Annotated in this window: 15 protein-coding genes; 6 read left to right on the top strand and 9 right to left on the bottom strand. The window is 62.4% G+C overall.

Going from position 1 to position 16,500, the window contains the following annotated elements; all coding sequences use genetic code 11:
• The first annotated feature begins 93 nt into the window (after positions 1–93).
• Both A0O30_RS15610 and A0O30_RS15605 read left to right on the top strand, forming a co-directional pair.
• Complete coding sequence (locus tag A0O30_RS15610) at positions 94–1,740, top strand: GMC family oxidoreductase (protein WP_105947103.1); 1,647 nt, start codon at positions 94–96, stop codon at positions 1,738–1,740.
• 96 nt (positions 1,741–1,836) lie between these two features.
• Positions 1,837–3,456, top strand: coding sequence for an MFS transporter (locus tag A0O30_RS15605; RefSeq protein WP_028699544.1), 1,620 nt, complete (start codon positions 1,837–1,839; stop codon positions 3,454–3,456).
• Between the two features lie 177 nt (positions 3,457–3,633).
• Here A0O30_RS15605 and A0O30_RS15600 read toward each other — a convergent pair whose 3' ends face one another.
• From A0O30_RS15600 to glyQ, 4 genes are read right to left on the bottom strand one after another with little or no spacing between them, the layout of a single operon-like run.
• Positions 3,634–4,419: a 1-acyl-sn-glycerol-3-phosphate acyltransferase gene (locus A0O30_RS15600; RefSeq protein ID WP_016712788.1), complete on the bottom strand. Its 786-nt coding sequence runs from the start codon at positions 4,417–4,419 to the stop codon at positions 3,634–3,636.
• Between the two features lie 46 nt (positions 4,420–4,465).
• Complete coding sequence (gmhB, locus tag A0O30_RS15595) at positions 4,466–4,993, bottom strand: D-glycero-beta-D-manno-heptose 1,7-bisphosphate 7-phosphatase (RefSeq protein WP_105947102.1); 528 nt, start codon at positions 4,991–4,993, stop codon at positions 4,466–4,468.
• Positions 4,994–4,996: 3 nt separating this feature from the next.
• Positions 4,997–7,048, bottom strand: coding sequence for a glycine--tRNA ligase subunit beta (glyS, locus tag A0O30_RS15590; RefSeq protein ID WP_016712790.1), 2,052 nt, complete (start codon positions 7,046–7,048; stop codon positions 4,997–4,999).
• Positions 7,045–7,992, bottom strand: a complete 948-nt coding sequence (gene glyQ, locus A0O30_RS15585; RefSeq protein ID WP_003253126.1) for a glycine--tRNA ligase subunit alpha — start codon at positions 7,990–7,992, stop codon at positions 7,045–7,047. The genes glyS and glyQ overlap by 4 nt, the downstream gene beginning before the upstream one ends.
• An 83-nt stretch (positions 7,993–8,075) precedes the next feature.
• On the opposite strand from glyQ, the gene A0O30_RS15580 reads away from it, so the two are divergent.
• Together A0O30_RS15580 and A0O30_RS15575 are read left to right on the top strand one after the other, a co-directional pair.
• Positions 8,076–8,627 carry a DNA-3-methyladenine glycosylase I gene (locus tag A0O30_RS15580; RefSeq protein WP_105947101.1) on the top strand — a complete coding sequence of 184 codons (552 nt, stop codon included), beginning with the start codon at positions 8,076–8,078 and terminating at the stop codon, positions 8,625–8,627.
• A 41-nt stretch (positions 8,628–8,668) separates the two neighbouring features.
• Positions 8,669–9,556: a lysophospholipid acyltransferase gene (locus A0O30_RS15575; protein WP_016712792.1), complete on the top strand. Its 888-nt coding sequence runs from the start codon at positions 8,669–8,671 to the stop codon at positions 9,554–9,556.
• Positions 9,557–9,652: 96 nt separating this feature from the next.
• Here the strand turns inward: A0O30_RS15575 and A0O30_RS15570 are convergent, their stop codons facing one another.
• From A0O30_RS15570 to def, 5 genes are read right to left on the bottom strand one after another with little or no spacing between them, the layout of a single operon-like run.
• Complete coding sequence (locus A0O30_RS15570) at positions 9,653–9,967, bottom strand: tetratricopeptide repeat protein (RefSeq protein WP_105947100.1); 315 nt, start codon at positions 9,965–9,967, stop codon at positions 9,653–9,655.
• Between the two features lie 11 nt (positions 9,968–9,978).
• Positions 9,979–11,352, bottom strand: coding sequence for a Trk system potassium transporter TrkA (trkA, locus tag A0O30_RS15565; protein ID WP_016712794.1), 1,374 nt, complete (start codon positions 11,350–11,352; stop codon positions 9,979–9,981).
• A gap of 23 nt (positions 11,353–11,375) precedes the next feature.
• The gene (gene rsmB / locus A0O30_RS15560; RefSeq protein WP_105947099.1) at positions 11,376–12,686 is read right to left on the bottom strand and encodes a 16S rRNA (cytosine(967)-C(5))-methyltransferase RsmB; all 1,311 of its coding nucleotides are present in this window, start codon (positions 12,684–12,686) and stop codon (positions 11,376–11,378) included.
• Positions 12,683–13,615 (bottom strand): methionyl-tRNA formyltransferase, encoded by a 933-nt coding sequence (fmt, locus tag A0O30_RS15555; protein ID WP_105947098.1) that lies wholly within the window; start codon positions 13,613–13,615, stop codon positions 12,683–12,685. Before fmt ends, rsmB begins: the two co-directional genes overlap by 4 nt.
• Before the next feature lie 60 nt (positions 13,616–13,675).
• Entirely contained in the window at positions 13,676–14,182 is a 507-nt protein-coding gene (def, locus tag A0O30_RS15550; protein ID WP_016712797.1) for a peptide deformylase, read from the bottom strand.
• A gap of 206 nt (positions 14,183–14,388) precedes the next feature.
• On the opposite strand from def, the gene dprA reads away from it, so the two are divergent.
• The gene (dprA, locus tag A0O30_RS15545) at positions 14,389–15,486 is read left to right on the top strand and encodes a DNA-processing protein DprA (protein ID WP_105947097.1); all 1,098 of its coding nucleotides are present in this window, start codon (positions 14,389–14,391) and stop codon (positions 15,484–15,486) included.
• Between the two features lie 42 nt (positions 15,487–15,528).
• Positions 15,529–16,086, top strand: a complete 558-nt coding sequence (locus tag A0O30_RS15540) for an L-threonylcarbamoyladenylate synthase (RefSeq protein WP_060499858.1) — start codon at positions 15,529–15,531, stop codon at positions 16,084–16,086.
• The last annotated feature ends 414 nt before the right edge of the window (positions 16,087–16,500 follow it).

Here is a 16,500-nt window from a genome sequence, read left to right as displayed (position 1 = left end):
GCACAGCGGCTGCGCGAAATCTCGTGTTTCCTCCACGAAATTACTCACTAAGATGGATCGGGACAAGAATAAAAAACAGGCCCGAGGTTGCACATGCCATCAGCCGATTCTGCCTTCGACTACGTGGTCGTAGGGGCCGGTCCCGCCGGTTGCCTGCTGGCCAATCGTTTGTCCGCCGACCCTTCCTGCCGCGTCTTGCTGCTGGAAGCGGGTGGCCGCGATAACTATCCCTGGATCCACATTCCCGTGGGTTATCTCTACTGCATAGGCAACCCGCGCACTGACTGGTGTTTCAAGACCGAGCCCCAGGCTGGTCTTGGCGGTCGCGCACTGGGCTACCCGCGCGGCAAGGTGCTTGGTGGCTGCTCCTCGATCAATGGCATGATCTACATGCGTGGCCAGGCGGCCGACTATGATGCTTGGGCCGAACAAGGTAACGACGGTTGGGCATGGAAAGATGTATTGCCGCTGTTCAAGGCCAGCGAGAACCACTTTGCCGGCGCCAGCGAGCACCACGGCGATGACGGCGAATGGCGGGTCGAACGCCAGCGCTACAGCTGGCCGATTCTCGATGCTTTCCGCGATGCCGCCGAGCAAAGTGGCGTCGGCAAGGTCGATGACTTCAACACCGGCGACAACCAAGGCTGTGGATACTTTCAGGTCAACCAGCGCAGCGGAGTACGCTGGAACGCCTCCAAAGCCTTCCTGCGACCAATCAAGGACCGCGCTAACCTCACCGTGCTGACCGGCGTTCAGGTTGATCAGGTACTGCTCAACAATACCCGTGCGCGGGCGGTGAAAGCATTTTGGCAAGGCGCTTGGCACGAGTTTGCGGCGCGCCGCGAGATCATCCTTTGCGCCGGAGCCGTCGGTTCACCTGGCATTCTGCAGCGCTCCGGTATCGGCCCGCGCCAACTGCTGGAAAGCCTGGGTATCGGCGTTCGCCACGACATGCCGGGTGTCGGCGGCAACCTTCAGGACCACCTGCAACTGCGCCTGATCTACCAGGTCCGCAACGCCCGCACCTTGAACCAGATGGCCAACAGCCTCTGGGGCAAGATGGGTATGGGCTTGCGCTACCTCTATGACCGCAGTGGCCCGCTGGCCATGGCGCCGAGTCAATTGGGTGCATTTGTGCGTTCAAGTCCGGATCAGGCCACTGCCAACCTGCAGTACCACGTGCAGCCGCTTTCACTGGAGCGTTTCGGCGAGCCGCTGCATTCGTTCCCGGCGTTCACCGCTTCGGTGTGTAACCTGCGTCCGGCCAGCCGCGGGCGTATCGATATTCGCAGCACCGACATGAACAGCACGCCGCTGATCGACCCCAATTACCTCAGCGACCCACAGGACCTGCGCGTCGCTGCCGATGCCATTCGCCTTACCCGGCGCATCGTCCAGGCCCCTGCCCTCGCGGCGTTCGAGCCCAAGGAATACCTGCCGGGCCCGGCCCTGCAAACCGAGGAAGAACTGTTCGAGGCCGCTGGCAAAATCGGCACCACCATCTTCCACCCGGTCGGTACCTGCCGCATGGGCGCCGGCGCCCTGGACGTTGTGGATAACCAGCTGCGCGTACACGGCATCCCCGGCCTGCGCGTAGCGGATGCCTCGATCATGCCGCAGATCACTTCCGGCAATACCTGCTCACCTACCCTCATGATCGCCGAAAAGGCGGCGCAACTGATTCTCAAAGGAGCTGCGACCCAAACCTATCTGAATGAAGACGCCTTACCGACGCCCTGACCGGGTGCGTGCAGTACCGGCGGCTTGCGGTCAGAGGCTGCCGACAGTGGAACAACAAGAATAATCACTGTGGCCTGCGGGCCGAGGACAGCAACGATGTCGGATTACATCCAAGAGCAGGGTGCGGCGGCCAGCAGCTCCAGCCGCCGTGAAGAACGCAAGATCATTTTCGCGTCATCCCTCGGGACAGTTTTCGAGTGGTATGACTTTTTTCTCTATGGCGCGTTGGCAGCGGTCATCAGCAAGCAGTTTTTTGCGGGTGTGAACGACACCACCGCCTTCATCTTCGCCCTTATGGCCTTCGCCGCCGGTTTTCTGGTGCGGCCCTTCGGTGCACTGGTGTTCGGCCGCCTGGGCGATATGATCGGGCGCAAGTACACCTTCCTGGTCACCATCGTGCTGATGGGCCTGTCCACCTTCGCGGTGGGGCTGTTGCCCACCTATGCCAGCATCGGCATCGCAGCACCGATCATCCTGGTGATTCTGCGGATGTTGCAGGGGCTGGCGCTGGGCGGTGAGTACGGCGGTGCTGCCACTTATGTGGCTGAACACGCACCGCCTGGCAAGCGTGGCTTCCACACCGGTTTCATCCAGTCCACCGCCACCCTTGGGCTGCTGCTGTCGCTGCTGGTGGTACTGGGCAGCCGCTACATCAGCGGCGACCAGTTCGAAACCTGGGGCTGGCGCCTGCCGTTCCTGCTGTCGATCGTGCTGCTGGCCATCTCCACCTGGATTCGTATGAGCATGCATGAGTCGCCGGCGTTCGTGAAAATGAAGGCCCAGGGCAAGGTGAGCAAATCGCCGATCCGTGAGTCGTTCACCTCTTGGCCAAACCTGAAGGTGGTACTTACCGCCCTGTTCAGCATCAACGCCGGGCAAGCCGTGACCTTCTACACGGCACAGTTCTACGTGCTGTTCTTCATGACCCAGATGCTGAAGATGGACCCGGCACAGGCCAACACCCTGCTGATCATCAGTGTGGTGATTGGTGCGCCGTTCTTCGTGTTCTTCGGCTGGTTGTCCGACCGTATCGGTCGTAAGCCGATCCTGATGCTCGGCCTGCTGCTGGCCACCGTGCTGTACTTCCCGCTGTTCAAGGCGCTGAGCCACTACGCCAACCCGCAGATTGATGCCGCCAGCCGCCAGGCGCCAATCGTGGTAACCGCCGACCCGCAAGGCTGCACCTTCCAGTTCGACCCGGTGGGCAAGGCGCGTTTCGACAGCCCGTGCGACAAGGTCAAGACGTTCCTGGTCAAGCAGGGCTTGCCGTACAAATCGGTGAGCGTGGCGGGCAGTGATGTAGTGGTAAATATTGGCGACAAGGCCATCAATGGCTTCGACGAAACCGCCATGCGTGCGGCAATCGAGCAGGCGGGCTACCCAGCCAAGGCCGACCCGGCGCAGGTCAACCAGGTGATGGTGGTGGTGCTGATCGTGGCGATGATTCTGATCGCGACCATGACCTACGGCCCCTTGGCGGCGGTAATGGTCGAACTGTTCCCGACCCGTATCCGCTACACCTCGATGTCACTGCCCTACCACATTGGCAACGGCTGGTTCGGCGGCTTCCTACCGACGGTCTCGTTCGCGCTGGTGGTGTACACCGGGGATATCTTCTACGGGCTGTGGTACCCGATTCTGGTGACCGGGGTGAGCCTGGTGGTGGGGATCTTCTGCCTCAAAGAAACCAAGGATGTGGATATCGACAAGGTCTGATGCTGTCCACACGCCATAAAAAAACCGGCTGTAAAAGCCGGTTTTTTTATGCCTCGAAAAAACTTATGCACGATTTCAAGAAAAATGTCATACGTAGAAATAAACAGCTAATTCAATTACTTAGGGATCACTTGAAGCATTCGATCGAAAAACTGCTCACAAGTTATCCACAGAAAATCAAGCTGTCTGTTCCTGGGGTTTTTCCTCTGCTGGCGGCAGCGAACCCATGGCCCGCTGAGTCGCCTCGTTCCACGCTGCGGCGCGGTCGTTGAGCTCTGCAATGGCACGTGGCCCGCTGCCATTGGCGTACATGGGTTCGCCAATGACCACCTCGATGGTGCCAGAGCGTTTGCCCCAACCCGTCTTTGGCCAGAACTTGCCCGCGTTGTGGGCAATCGGCAGCACCGGCAGCCCGGCATTTACCGCCAGAGCGGTACCGCCACGGGAAAACTTGCCCACCGTGCCGAAGGGCACGCGGGTGCCTTCCGGGAAAATCAGCACCCAGGTCTTCTGCTTGAGCAGCTCGTCACCCTTGCTCGCCACTTGGCGCAGGGCTTCCTTGGGGTTGTCGCGGTTGATCGCGATCGGTCGCAGCATGGCCATGGCCCAGCCGAAGAACGGCACATACAGCAGCTCGCGCTTGAGCACTTGGCTCAACGGCGAGAAGTACTGGGACAGGAAGAAGGTTTCCCAGGTGCTCTGGTGGTTCGACAGGATCACGCAAGGCTCATTGGGCACGTTCTCGGCGCCAGTGATCTTGTAGTCGATGCCGAGAATGGTGCGCACCAGGAACAGCGCGCAGCGGCACCAATATACGTTGATGAACTTGTAGCGCTTGGGGAACGACAGGAACGGCGCGACGAAAAAGCTCAGCGAGCACCACAGCAGCGAACTGGTGCCCAGCAGCAGGTAAAAAAGAAAGATTCTGATCGCCTGCAGGATCGACATAGTGGCTTGTACCATTGCGGGGCATGCCCGCCTGAGAAAAGTGCGCCCGAAGGCGCACTGTTTAAATTAGTTCTCTGGCGATAGCTGCCAGATCGTCGAAAATCAGTGTAGTTTCCGGGACACCTTTTTCCAGGGTCCGCTCGCCCTTGCCGGTTTTCACCAACACGGGTTGTGCACCGACGGCCAGGGCGGCCTCCAGGTCACCTTTGCTGTCGCCAACAAACCAGACGCCCTCAAGGCCGACCTGGTAATGCTCGGCGATAGCCCGCAGCATGCCAGGCTTGGGCTTGCGGCAATCGCAGCCTTCGTCCGGCCCGTGCGGGCAATACACGATATGGCCCACCTCGCCGCCCTGCTCGGCCACCAGCGCGCGCAGGCGCGCGTGCATGGCCTCAAGGGTTGCCAGAGTGTAATAGCCACGGGCAATACCGGACTGGTTGGTGGCCACGGCCACCTTCCAGCCCGCCTTGCTCAACTGCGCGATCGCTTCGACCGAACCCGGGATCGGTACCCACTCTTCCAGCGTCTTGATATAGGCGTCGGAGTCATGGTTGATCACCCCGTCACGGTCGAGAATCAGCAGTTTCAAGGCTTACCCCAGCAGCGAAATGTCGGCCACGCCCAGGAACAGACCGCGCAGGCGGCTGAGCAGGGCATAACGGTTGGCGCGTACCTTGGCGTCTTCGGCGTTGACCATCACCGCCTCGAAGAAGGCGTCGACCGGGTCACGCAGGGCCGCCAGGCGGGCCAGCGATTCGCTGTACTGGCGTGCAGCAGCCATCGGTTGCACGGCCTGGTCGGCTTGCTGAATGGCCGAGTACAGGGAGAACTCGTTGGCATTGTCGAAGTACTTGGGCTCGACCTGTTCGGCGATGGCGCCTTCGGCCTTGCTCAGCAGGTTCGACACACGCTTGTTCACCGCGGCCAGGGCTTCGGCTTCCGGCAGCTTGCGGAAGGCCTGCACGGCCTGTACGCGCTGGTCGAAGTCCAGGGCAGAACCTGGCTGCAGGGCACGCACCGACAGGTAGGTGGCCACGTCGATGCCTTCGTCTTCGTAGCGTGCACGCAGGCGGTCGAAGATGAATTCCAGCACCTGCTCCGACAAGCCGGCAGCCTTGACCTTGGCACCGAACTGCTTGACCGCGAACTCGACCGCACCGGTCAGGTTCAGGTCCAGCTGCTTCTCGATCAGGATACGCAGCACGCCCAAGGCAGCACGGCGCAGGGCGTAGGGGTCTTTGCTGCCGGTTGGCAGCATGCCGATGCCGAAGATACCCACCAGGGTATCGAGCTTGTCGGCGATGGCCACGGCAGCCCCGGTAAGGGTCTGCGGCAGCTCGGCGCCAGCACCGCGCGGCATGTACTGCTCGTTCAGGGCCAGGGCCACATCTTCCGGCTCACCGTCGTTGAGCGCGTAGTAGTAACCGGCAACACCCTGCATTTCAGGGAACTCGCCAACCATCTCGGTGGCCAGGTCGCACTTGGACAGCAGGCCGGCACGGCCAGCGCGCTGGGCGTCGCCACCGATCAGCGGGGCGATGAAGGCAGCCAGTTTGGAAACGCGCTCGGCTTTGTCGTACACAGTGCCCAGCTGGGCCTGGAACACCACGTTCTTCAGGCGCTCGTTGAAGGTTTCCAGCGGCTGCTTCTTGTCTTGCTTGAAGAAGAACTCGGCGTCGGTCAGGCGTGGGCGCACAACCTTCTCGTTGCCTTGCACGATCTGCTTCGGGTCGCGGCTTTCAACGTTGGCCACGGTGATGAAGCGCGGCAGCAGCTTGCCTTCGCTGTCCAGCAGGCAGAAGTACTTCTGGTTGTCCTGCATGGTGGTGATCAGGGCTTCCTGCGGCACTTCGAGGAAGCGCTCCTCGAACGAGCACACCAGCGGCACTGGCCATTCGACCAAGGCAGTCACTTCGTCCAGCAGCGCCGGTGGCACGATGGCAGTGCCTTCCTGCTGCATGGCCAGCTCGGCGGTACGCTTGCTGATCAGCTCGCGACGCTCGGCGAAGTCGGCCAACACGTAGGCTTTGCGCAGGTCTTCGACGTAGTTGGCCGGGGTGGTGATGACCACGTTCTCCGGGTGGTGGAAGCGGTGACCACGGGATTCACGGCCGGCCTTCTGCGACAGGATGGTGCAGTCGACCACCTGGTCGCCCAGCAGCATCACCAGCCATTGGGTAGGGCGCACGAACTCTTCACGGCTGGCCGCCCAGCGCATGCGCTTGGGAATCGGCAGGTCGTTGAGCGAGTCTTCGACGATGGTTGGCAGCAGGCCGGCAGTGGCCTTGCCCGGGATGTGCTGGGAGAAGCGCAGCTTGGGGCCGCTCTGGTCGATTTCGGCCAGCTCCACGCCGCACTTCTTGGCGAAGCCCAAGGCAGCCTGGGTCGGCTCGCCGTCTTTGAAAGCAGCCTGCAGGGGCGGGCCGTCGATGTTGATGCTGCGGTCAGGCTGCTGCACGTCCAGCTGGCGGATCAGCACGGCCAGGCGGCGCGGTGCGGCATACACCTGCTTGCCGGTGTAGTTCAGGCCAGCAGCCTGCAGGCCCTTCTCGATACCGGCCAGGAAGGCTTCGCCGAGGCTGGCGAGGGCTTTCGGTGGCAGCTCTTCGGTGCCCAGTTCTACCAGGAAATCTTGAGCACTCATTGTGCAGCCTCCAGCTTAGCCAACACTTCGTCACGCAGTTCAGGGGTGGCCATCGGGAAGCCCAGGCGTGCGCGGGCTTGCAGATAGCTTTGCGCCACGTCCCGGGCCAGGGTACGTACACGCAGGATGTAACGCTGGCGCTCGGTTACCGAGATGGCGCGGCGGGCGTCCAGCAGGTTGAAGGTGTGCGAGGCCTTCAGGACCATTTCGTAGGTCGGCAGCGGCAGCTCCAGCTTGATCAGGCGGTTGGCTTCGCTTTCGTAGAAGTCGAACAGTTCGAACAGCTTGTCGACGTTGGCGTGTTCGAAGTTGTAGGTCGACTGCTCCACTTCGTTCTGGTGGAACACGTCGCCATAGGTGACCTTGCCGAACGGGCCGTCGGCCCACACCAGGTCGTACACCGAGTCGACGCCCTGGATGTACATGGCCAGGCGCTCCAGGCCGTAGGTGATTTCACCGGTGACCGGGTAGCACTCGATGCCGCCTACCTGCTGGAAGTAGGTGAACTGGGTCACTTCCATGCCGTTCAGCCAGATTTCCCAGCCCAGGCCCCAGGCGCCGAGGGTTGGCGATTCCCAGTTGTCTTCGACGAAGCGGATGTCGTGCACCAGCGGGTCCAGGCCGATGGCTTTCAGCGAGCCGAGGTACAGCTCCTGGAAGTTGGCCGGGTTCGGCTTGAGCACCACCTGGAACTGGTAGTAGTGCTGCAGGCGGTTGGGGTTTTCGCCATACCGCCCGTCGGCAGGGCGACGGCTAGGCTGCACATAGGCGGCGTTCCAGGTTTCTGGACCCACGGCGCGCAGGAATGTAGCGGTGTGGAAAGTGCCGGCGCCTACTTCCATATCGTAGGGCTGAAGCACCACACAACCTTGAGCTGCCCAGTAGTTTTGCAGGGCGAGGATCAGGTCTTGGAAGGTACGCACGGCTGGCGTAGGCTGGCTCACGAAATTCACCTGTATCTGGGGATGCGGATGTAAAGAGCGGGAGTATAACCTGATTCGCCTCGCCCTCTACTCATTGGAGCCTTATGCCACGCTGCTTTTGGTGTACCGACGATCCGTTGTACCAGGCCTACCATGACCAGGAATGGGGAACGCCACAGCGCGACCCGGCGTTGCTCTTCGAGATGCTTTTGCTCGAAGGGTTCCAGGCGGGGCTTTCGTGGATCACTGTTTTGCGCAAACGCGAGCGTTATCGCGAGGTGATGTACGGCTTCGACCCTGTGCAGTTGGCTGCCATGAGCGACGAACGTATCGAAGAACTGATGCAGGATGCCGGCATCATCCGCAACCGGCTCAAACTCAAGGCCGCCCGGCGCAACGCGCAGGCCTGGCTGGCTGTGGATAACCCTGCCGAGTGGTTATGGTCGTTCGTTGGCGGGGAGCCGAAGGTCAACCATTTCGAGGGCCGTAGCGATGTGCCGGCGGTCACCGATGAAGCCAAGGCCATGAGCAAGGCCCTGCAGAAAGCCGGCTTCACGTTCGTCGGCCCGACCATTTGCTATGCCTTCATGCAAGCTACCGGCATGGTCATGGACCACACCACCGATTGCGATCGCTACGCCGCCTTGCTGCGCTGAGGGGTTACAATGCGCGCCTTGCTGAAATAAGGAATTCGCCTGTGGAAAAGTTCAAGGGCGCCCTGATGGTCGGGGTGCTGCGCCTGTTTGCCAAGCTGCCCTGGGGCGCTGTGCAGCGCGTCGGCGCGGGTATTGGCTGGCTGATGTGGAAGATCCCCAACAGTTCGCGCAACGTGGTGCGCATCAACCTGGCCAAGTGTTTCCCGGAGATGGACCCGGTTGCCCGTGAGCAACTGGTTGGCCAGGCACTCCGGGATATTGGTAAGTCTTTTGTCGAAAGTGCCTGTGCCTGGATCTGGCCGCCGCAGCGTTCGCTGGAGCTGGTCAAGGAAGTGCATGGCCTGGAAGTGCTGGAACAGGCTTTGGCCTCGGGCAAGGGTGTGGTGGGCATCACCAGCCACCTGGGCAACTGGGAAGTGCTGAACCACTTCTACTGCAACCAGTGCAAACCGATCATCTTCTACCGCCCGCCCAAGCTGAAGGCGGTGGATGACCTGCTGCGCGAGCAGCGCGTACAGATGGGCAACCGCGTGGCGCCTTCGACCAAGGAAGGCATTCTCAGCGTGATCAAGGAAGTGCGCCGGGGTGGCCAGGTGGGCATTCCTGCCGACCCGGAGCCAGCGGAATCGGCGGGCGTGTTCGTGCCGTTTCTCGGTACCCAGGCGCTGACCAGCAAGTTCGTGCCGAACATGCTGGCCGGTGGCAAGGCGGTGGGGGTGTTCCTGCATGCCCTGCGGCTGCCGGATGGCTCGGGCTTCAAGGTGTTCCTGGAGGCGGCGCCGGAGGCGATGTACAGCACTGACGTGACCGAGTCGGCGGCGGCGATGAGCAAGGTGGTCGAGCGCTATGTGCGCGAGTACCCGAGCCAGTACATGTGGAGCATGAAGCGCTTCAAGAAGCGCCCGGCTGGCGAGCCGCGCTGGTATTAAGCCTTTCACCGTCCCCTGTAGGAGCGCGTTTACCCGCGAATGCGTCGGTAAATCCAACATCGCATTCGCGGGTGAACCCGCTCCCACAGGGACGTGTCAACCCGATGCTTTGTTGAGCTTCTTCAGGAACACGGTCATCTCTTTCTCGGCCTGTTTGTCCCCATGGGCCTGCGCCGCCACGATCCCGTCCTCCCAGGCCTTGCGCGCCGCCGCCAGGTCACCCTGCAACTGATACGCCTTGCCCAGCAACTTCCAGGCCGCCGAATACTTCGGGTCCTGCTCCACACAGCGTGCCAGGTGCACCGCCGCTTCAGCGCCGTTGCCTTCATCCAGCCAGGCCTTGCCCAGGCCAAACCTCAGCAGCGGGTTATCCACACCCTTGGCCAGCATCTTCTCCAGCGATTCGCGCATGCCGTCTTCTCCTAGAAGAAACTCAAGCCGACGTGGAACAGCTTCTCCACATCCCGAATATGCTTTTTATCCACAACGAACAGGATCACATGATCACCCGACTCGATCATGGTGTCGTCGTGGGCAATCATCACCTCTTCGTCACGAATGATTGCGCCAATGGTGGTCCCCGGTGGCAGGGCGATGTCTTCGATGGCTTTGCCCACCACCTTGCTCGACTTCGAATCCCCGTGCGCCACCGCTTCGATGGCCTCGGCCGCGCCACGGCGCAGCGAGTGCACGCTGACAATGTCGCCACGGCGCACGTGCGCCAGCAGGGTGCCGATGGTGGCCAACTGCGGGCTGATGGCAATGTCGATATCGCCGCCCTGCACCAGGTCGACATAGGCCGGGTTGTTGATGATGGTCATCACTTTGCCCGCGCCCAGGCGCTTGGCCAGCAGCGACGACATGATGTTGGCTTCGTCGTCGTTGGTCAGGGCCAGGAAAATATCGGCGTCGGCGATGTTCTCTTCGAGCATCAGGTCCTTGTCCGAAGCGCTGCCCTGCAGCACTACAGTGCTTTCCAGAGTATCGGAGAGGTGCCGGCAACGGGCCGGGCTCATCTCGATGATCTTCACCTGGTAGCGGCTTTCGATGGCCTCGGCCAAGCGTTCGCCGATCTGCCCGCCCCCGGCGATGACAATGCGCTTGTTGGTTTCGTCGATGCGGCGCAGCTCGCCCATCACGGCGCGGATGTCTTTCTTCGCGGCAATGAAGAACACTTCGTCGTCGGCTTCGATTACCGTGTCGCCCCGTGGGGTGATCGGCCGGTCGCGGCGGAAGATGGCCGCCACGCGGGTATCGACGTTGGGCATGTGCGCACGAATCTGGCGCAGTTGCTGGCCGACCAGCGGGCCACCGTAGTAAGCCTTTACCGCCACCAACTGGGCCTTGCCTTCGGCGAAGTCGATCACCTGCAGCGAGCCCGGGTGCTCGATCAGGCGCTTGATGTAGTTGGTCACCACCTGCTCAGGGCTGATCAGCACGTCGACCGGGATATGGTCGTTGTCGAACAGCTCTTCGCGGGTGAGGTAGGCCGACTCCCGTACCCGGGCGATCTTGGTCGGGGTGTGGAACAGCGAATAGGCTACCTGGCAGGCGACCATGTTGGTTTCATCGCTGTTGGTCACCGCTACCAGCATGTCGGCGTCATCGGCGCCTGCCTGGCGCAGCACCGTCGGCAGCGAGCCGCGGCCTTGCACGGTGCGGATGTCCAGGCGGTCGCCCAGGTCGCGCAGGCGGTCGCCATCGGTGTCGACCACGGTGATGTCGTTGGCTTCGCTGGCCAGGTGCTCTGCCAGCGTACCGCCTACCTGGCCTGCGCCGAGGATGATGATCTTCATCCGCTACTCCCTACCTTTTGTTCTTATCCGCGCGAGGCGGCGATCTTGATCAGCTTGGCATAGTAGAAACCGTCGTGGCCGCCTTCCTGGGCCAGCAGCTGGCGACCGTGGGGCTGGCGCAGCCCGGCCTCGGTGGCCAGGTCCAGCTCACGGGCGCCCGGGGTGCGGGCCAGGAAGGCGTCGATCACTTCGGTGTTCTCGGTCGGCAGGCTGGAGCAGGTGGCGTACAGCAGCATGCCGCCTACTTCCAGGGTCGGCCACAGGGCATCCAGCAGCTCGCCTTGCAGCGAAGCCAGGGCTGGAATGTCGTCGGCCTGACGGGTCAGCTTGATGTCCGGGTGGCGGCGGATCACGCCAGTGGCCGAGCACGGGGCGTCGAGCAGGATGCGCTGGAACGGCTTGCCGTCCCACCAGCTGGCGGTGTCACGGGCATCGCAGGCGATCAGTTCGGCGTCCAGTTGCAAGCGGTCGAGGTTCTCGCGTACGCGGGTCAGGCGCTTGGCTTCAAGGTCGATCGCCACCACATGGGCCAGGCCGGCTTCGGCTTCGAGCAGGTGGCAGGTTTTGCCTCCCGGGGCGCAGCAGGCGTCCAGCACGCGTTGGCCGGGGGCCAGTTCAAGCAGGTCGGCAGACAGTTGCGCGGCTTCGTCCTGCACGCTCACCCAGCCTTCAGCGAAGCCTGGCAGGCCGCGTACGTCGCAGGCTTCGGCCAGCACTATGCCGTCACGGCTGAACTGGCAGGCACTGGCGGCCACGCCAGCTTCGGCCAGCAGTGCCAGGTAGGCATCGCGGCTGTGGTGGCGGCGGTTGACCCGCAAGATCATCGGCGGGTGGGCATTGTTGGCGGCGCAGATGGCTTCCCACTGCTCCGGCCAGAACGCTTTCAGCGATTTTTGCAGCCAGCGCGGGTGGGCGGTGCGTACCACCGGGTCGCGCTCCATGCTTGCCAACAGCTCCTCGCCTTCGCGCTGGGCGCGGCGCAGCACGGCATTGAGCAGCCCTTTGGCCCACGGCTTCTTCAGCTTGTCGGCACAGCCGACGGTTTCGCCGATGGCGGCGTGGGCGGGAATACGGGTGTAGAACAACTGATACAGGCCGACCAGCAGCAGCGCCTGCACATCGGCATCGGCGGCCTTGAACGGCTTTTGCAGCAGTTGCGCGGCCAGCAGGTCGAGGCGAGGCTGCCAGCGTGCGGTGCCGAACGCCAGGTCCTGGGTCAGGCCACGGTCGCGTTCATCGACCTTGTCCAGCTGCGCCGGCAGCGAGCTGTTCAGCGAAGCCTTGCCGCTAAGTACAGCGGCAAGGGCACGGGCGGCGGCGAGGCGTGGGTTCATTGGCCCAGCACCTTGCCAGCGGCGAACTTCTCGCGGCGGCTGTTGAACAGGTCGCTGAAGTTGAGTGCCTTGCCGCCGGGCAGTTGCAGTCGGGTCAGATTCAGCGCCTGCTCACCGCAGGCGACGACCAGGCCGTCTTTGCTGGCCGACAGGATTTCGCCGGGGGCGCCTGTGCCAGTGGACACGCTGGCCGCCTGGACCTTCACGCTTTCGCCATCGAGGGTGCTGTGGCATGCCAGCCACGGGTTGAAAGCGCGAATCTTGCGCTCCAGTTCAACCGCCGGGCGGCTCCAGTCGATGCGCGCCTCGTCCTTGTTCAGCTTGTGTGCATAAGTAGCCAAGGCATCGTCCTGCATTTCGCCTTGCAGCGAACCGTCGGCCAGGCCGGCGATGGCCTGGACTACAGCAGGCGGGCCCATCTCAGCCAGGCGGTCGTGCAAGGTGCCGCCGGTGTCGTCGGCGCTGATCGGGGTCACCACCTTGAGCAGCATCGGGCCGGTGTCCAGGCCTGCTTCCATGCGCATCACGGTTACACCGCTCTCGGCGTCGCCAGCTTCCACGGCACGCTGGATCGGTGCCGCACCGCGCCAGCGTGGCAGCAGGGAGGCGTGGCTATTGATGCAGCCCAGGCGCGGGATATCCAGCACCACCTGGGGCAGGATCAGGCCGTAGGCGACTACCACCATCAGGTCTGGCTTCAACGCAGCCAGTTCAGCCTGTGCGTCGGCGTTGCGCAGGGTTTGCGGCTGGAACACCGGGATGTCATGGGCCACGGCCAGCGCCTTGACCGCACTTGGCATCAGCTTCTGGCCACGGCCGGCAGGGCGGTCGGGCTGGGTGTAGACAGCCACGATTTCGTACGGGCTGTCGAGCAGGGCCTTGAGGTGTTCGGCGGCAAACTCTGGAGTGCCTGCAAAGACGATGCGCATGGAGTTCTCGCTTCAAAAAAGAAAAAGGCTTGCCGGAGCAAGCCTTCTGGAAGGTGGGGATCAGGCTTGCTGGCGGTGCTGCTTTTCCAGCTTCTTCTTGATCCGGTCGCGCTTGAGCTGCGACAGGTAGTCGACGAACAGCTTGCCGTTGAGGTGGTCGAATTCGTGCTGCACACACACCGCCAGCAGGCCTTCGCATTCCAGCTCGTACGGCTTGCCGTCGCGGTCCTGGGCCTTGACCCGTACGCGCAGCGGGCGGTCGACGTTCTCGTAGAAGCCCGGTACCGACAGGCAGCCTTCCTGATACTGGCCCATGTCATGGGTCAGCTCTTCGACCGTGGGGTTGATGAAGACGCGCGGCTCGCTGCGGTCTTCGCTGAGGTCCATGACCACGACCTGCAGGTGCACGTTCACCTGGGTGGCGGCCAGGCCGATGCCAGGGGCTTCGTACATGGTTTCAAACATGTCGTCGATCAGCTGACGCAGGGCGTCGTCGAACACCGTCACCGGCTTGGCGATGGTGCGCAGGCGCGGGTCCGGGAATTCGAGAATGTTCAAGATGGCCATAAGGTCAGGCAGTCACTGTGCGTTCGGTTGAAAACTGAGCACACATAATAAAGGGAAACGGGGATTTCGGCACCTGGCAAGCTCGTCTAGGGTGTTTATGGGCTTGATAGCCTTCAATCAATGGACAGCTTTTCAAAGTGTTACTCACAGAGTTATCCACAGGTTGTGCCACGTAAATGGCCCTGTTTCGATCAAGGATGATCCCTATGCCAATTCACCATTCGTCGCTCTGTTCGCCTGCCGAACTGGATGCACGATTACGCCTGCACTGCCTTACCGGGATGGGACTGCGACGTTTTCGCACGTTGTTCGAAGCCTTTGGCAGTGCCTGCTCTGCACTCAGTGCACCGGGTTCGGCCTGGCGTGCACTGGGCATCCCACAGATCACCATTGACGCGCGGCGCAGCGCCGAAGTGCGCGATGGCGCACTGGCCGCAATGGCCTGGCTAGAGCGACCTGGCCAACATTTACTGATGTGGGACGGCCCCGATTACCCTGCATTGCTGGCGGAAATCGACGATGCCCCGCCGCTGCTTTTCGTGGCTGGCGAACCTGCGTTGCTCGAACGTCCACAGCTGGCCATTGTGGGCAGCAGGCGTGCCACACCACCGGCGCTCGACACCGCTGCGGCATTTTCCCGCTACCTGGCGCAGGCCGGTTTCACTATCACCAGCGGCTTGGCTGTGGGTATCGATGGTGCCGCTCATCGGGCTGCGTTGCAGGCTGGTGGGGGTACGATTGGCGTGCTTGGCACGGGGTTGCAAAAACTTTATCCACAGCGGCACCTGGAGCTTGCGCAGGCGATGATCGACCATGGCGGCGCACTGGTTTCCGAGTACCCGCTGAATGCCGGGCCATTGCCCGGCAACTTCCCGCGGCGCAATCGCATCATCAGTGGGCTGTCGTTGGGCGTACTGGTGGTCGAAGCCAGCCTTGCAAGCGGTTCATTGATCACTGCCCGGCTGGCGGCCGAGCATGGCCGTGAGGTGTATGCCATACCGGGTTCCATTCACCACCCGGGTTCGAAGGGCTGCCACCAGTTGATCCGTGATGGCGCGCTGCTGGTGGAAAGCGTGGATCAGATCCTGGAGAGCTTGCAGGGTTGGCAAAACCTGCCACCCGCCGTTGTGGACAAATTCGACCATCCCCTGCTTGCCCTGCTGCATGCCGCGCCGCAAACCAGCGAAAGCCTGGCGCATTGCAGCGAGCTGCCGCTGGCCGAAGTGCTGGCGCAACTGACCGAGCTGGAGCTGGAAGGCCGGGTCAGCAATGAAGCCGGGCGTTGGTTTGCCCGTGCGGGCTAAGTACACTGCACACAAGCAAGGTATATAGGCGGAGAGACAGCAATGGTGAGCAGTTTTCGTGTGCAACAAGCCGCACGTGAGGTACGGGCGGGCGCAGTGATCGCCTACCCGACGGAAGCGGTCTGGGGCCTGGGCTGCGACCCGTGGAACGAGGACGCGGTGTATCGCCTGCTGGCGCTGAAATCGCGACCTGTGGATAAAGGGCTGATCCTGATCGCCGACAACATTCGCCAGTTCGACTTCCTGTTCGAGGACTTCCCCGAAGACTGGATCGACCGTATGGGCAGCACCTGGCCGGGGCCGAACACCTGGCTGGTGCCGCATCAGGACCTGTTGCCTGAATGGGTGACCGGCCAGCATGACACCGTGGCGCTGCGGGTCAGTGATCACCCGGTTGTGCGTGAACTGTGCGCGCTGGTGGGGCCGCTGATTTCCACCTCGTGCAACCCCGGCGGGCGCCCGGCGGCGAAGACCCGGTTGCGGGTTGAGCAGTATTTCCATGGTCAGTTGGACATGGTGCTGGGCGGCGCGCTGGGCGGGCGGAAGAACCCGAGTGTGATTCGTAACCTGGCTACTGGCGAAGTGGTGCGCCCGGGCTGAATCTATCCACAGCGCTCGCGGGTGGGCTCGGGCCCTTGTGGGAGCGGGCGCGCCCGCGAAGAATCCAACTCGGTGCCTGGCACGGGCTTCGCCCGTGTTCGCGGGCATGCCCGCTCCCACAGGGTTAGGGCCAATTCACCGCAGGTTTTTCTGATTTTGTCTCGAATGGCTGTCCAGCTAGCCGCTTCGGAAATATCCTACGATCCGTGTCCTCTGCCATCACCTTCTCAGTGGGAACCTCTGCCCTTAGGCTTCAACCGTCGCTGAATAACTTGGCGATCGGGTGTGGTAACCCGGGTTCAGGGTGATCTTGGCAGTCCATGGCGGCTGTTCGCAGGAGGCTTCGTGCCTGCTGGGTTTTAGATCTCCCACCCGGTTTACCACCCTGCGTACAGCTGCCACCCATTTGTGTGG

The sequence above is a fragment of the Pseudomonas sp. LLC-1 genome (assembly GCF_002992185.1).
GTDB classification, from domain to species: Bacteria; Pseudomonadota; Gammaproteobacteria; order Pseudomonadales; family Pseudomonadaceae; genus Aquipseudomonas; species Aquipseudomonas monteilii.
Note: the sequence above shows the minus strand (reverse complement) of the source record. Positions and strands in the feature narration are given on the sequence as shown.

Coding starts and splice junctions, on each gene's coding strand:
- A0O30_RS15610 (WP_105947103.1), top strand. CDS start 94: ATGCCATCAGCCGATTCTGCCTTCGACTACGTGGTCGTAGGGGCCGGT.
- A0O30_RS15605 (WP_028699544.1), top strand. CDS start 1,837: ATGTCGGATTACATCCAAGAGCAGGGTGCGGCGGCCAGCAGCTCCAGC.
- A0O30_RS15600 (WP_016712788.1), bottom strand. CDS start 4,419: ATGGTACAAGCCACTATGTCGATCCTGCAGGCGATCAGAATCTTTCTT.
- glyS (WP_016712790.1), bottom strand. CDS start 7,048: ATGAGTGCTCAAGATTTCCTGGTAGAACTGGGCACCGAAGAGCTGCCA.
- A0O30_RS15580 (WP_105947101.1), top strand. CDS start 8,076: ATGCCACGCTGCTTTTGGTGTACCGACGATCCGTTGTACCAGGCCTAC.
- A0O30_RS15570 (WP_105947100.1), bottom strand. CDS start 9,967: ATGCGCGAATCGCTGGAGAAGATGCTGGCCAAGGGTGTGGATAACCCG.
- trkA (WP_016712794.1), bottom strand. CDS start 11,352: ATGAAGATCATCATCCTCGGCGCAGGCCAGGTAGGCGGTACGCTGGCA.
- rsmB (WP_105947099.1), bottom strand. CDS start 12,686: ATGAACCCACGCCTCGCCGCCGCCCGTGCCCTTGCCGCTGTACTTAGC.
- fmt (WP_105947098.1), bottom strand. CDS start 13,615: ATGCGCATCGTCTTTGCAGGCACTCCAGAGTTTGCCGCCGAACACCTC.
- def (WP_016712797.1), bottom strand. CDS start 14,182: ATGGCCATCTTGAACATTCTCGAATTCCCGGACCCGCGCCTGCGCACC.
- dprA (WP_105947097.1), top strand. CDS start 14,389: ATGCCAATTCACCATTCGTCGCTCTGTTCGCCTGCCGAACTGGATGCA.
- A0O30_RS15540 (WP_060499858.1), top strand. CDS start 15,529: ATGGTGAGCAGTTTTCGTGTGCAACAAGCCGCACGTGAGGTACGGGCG.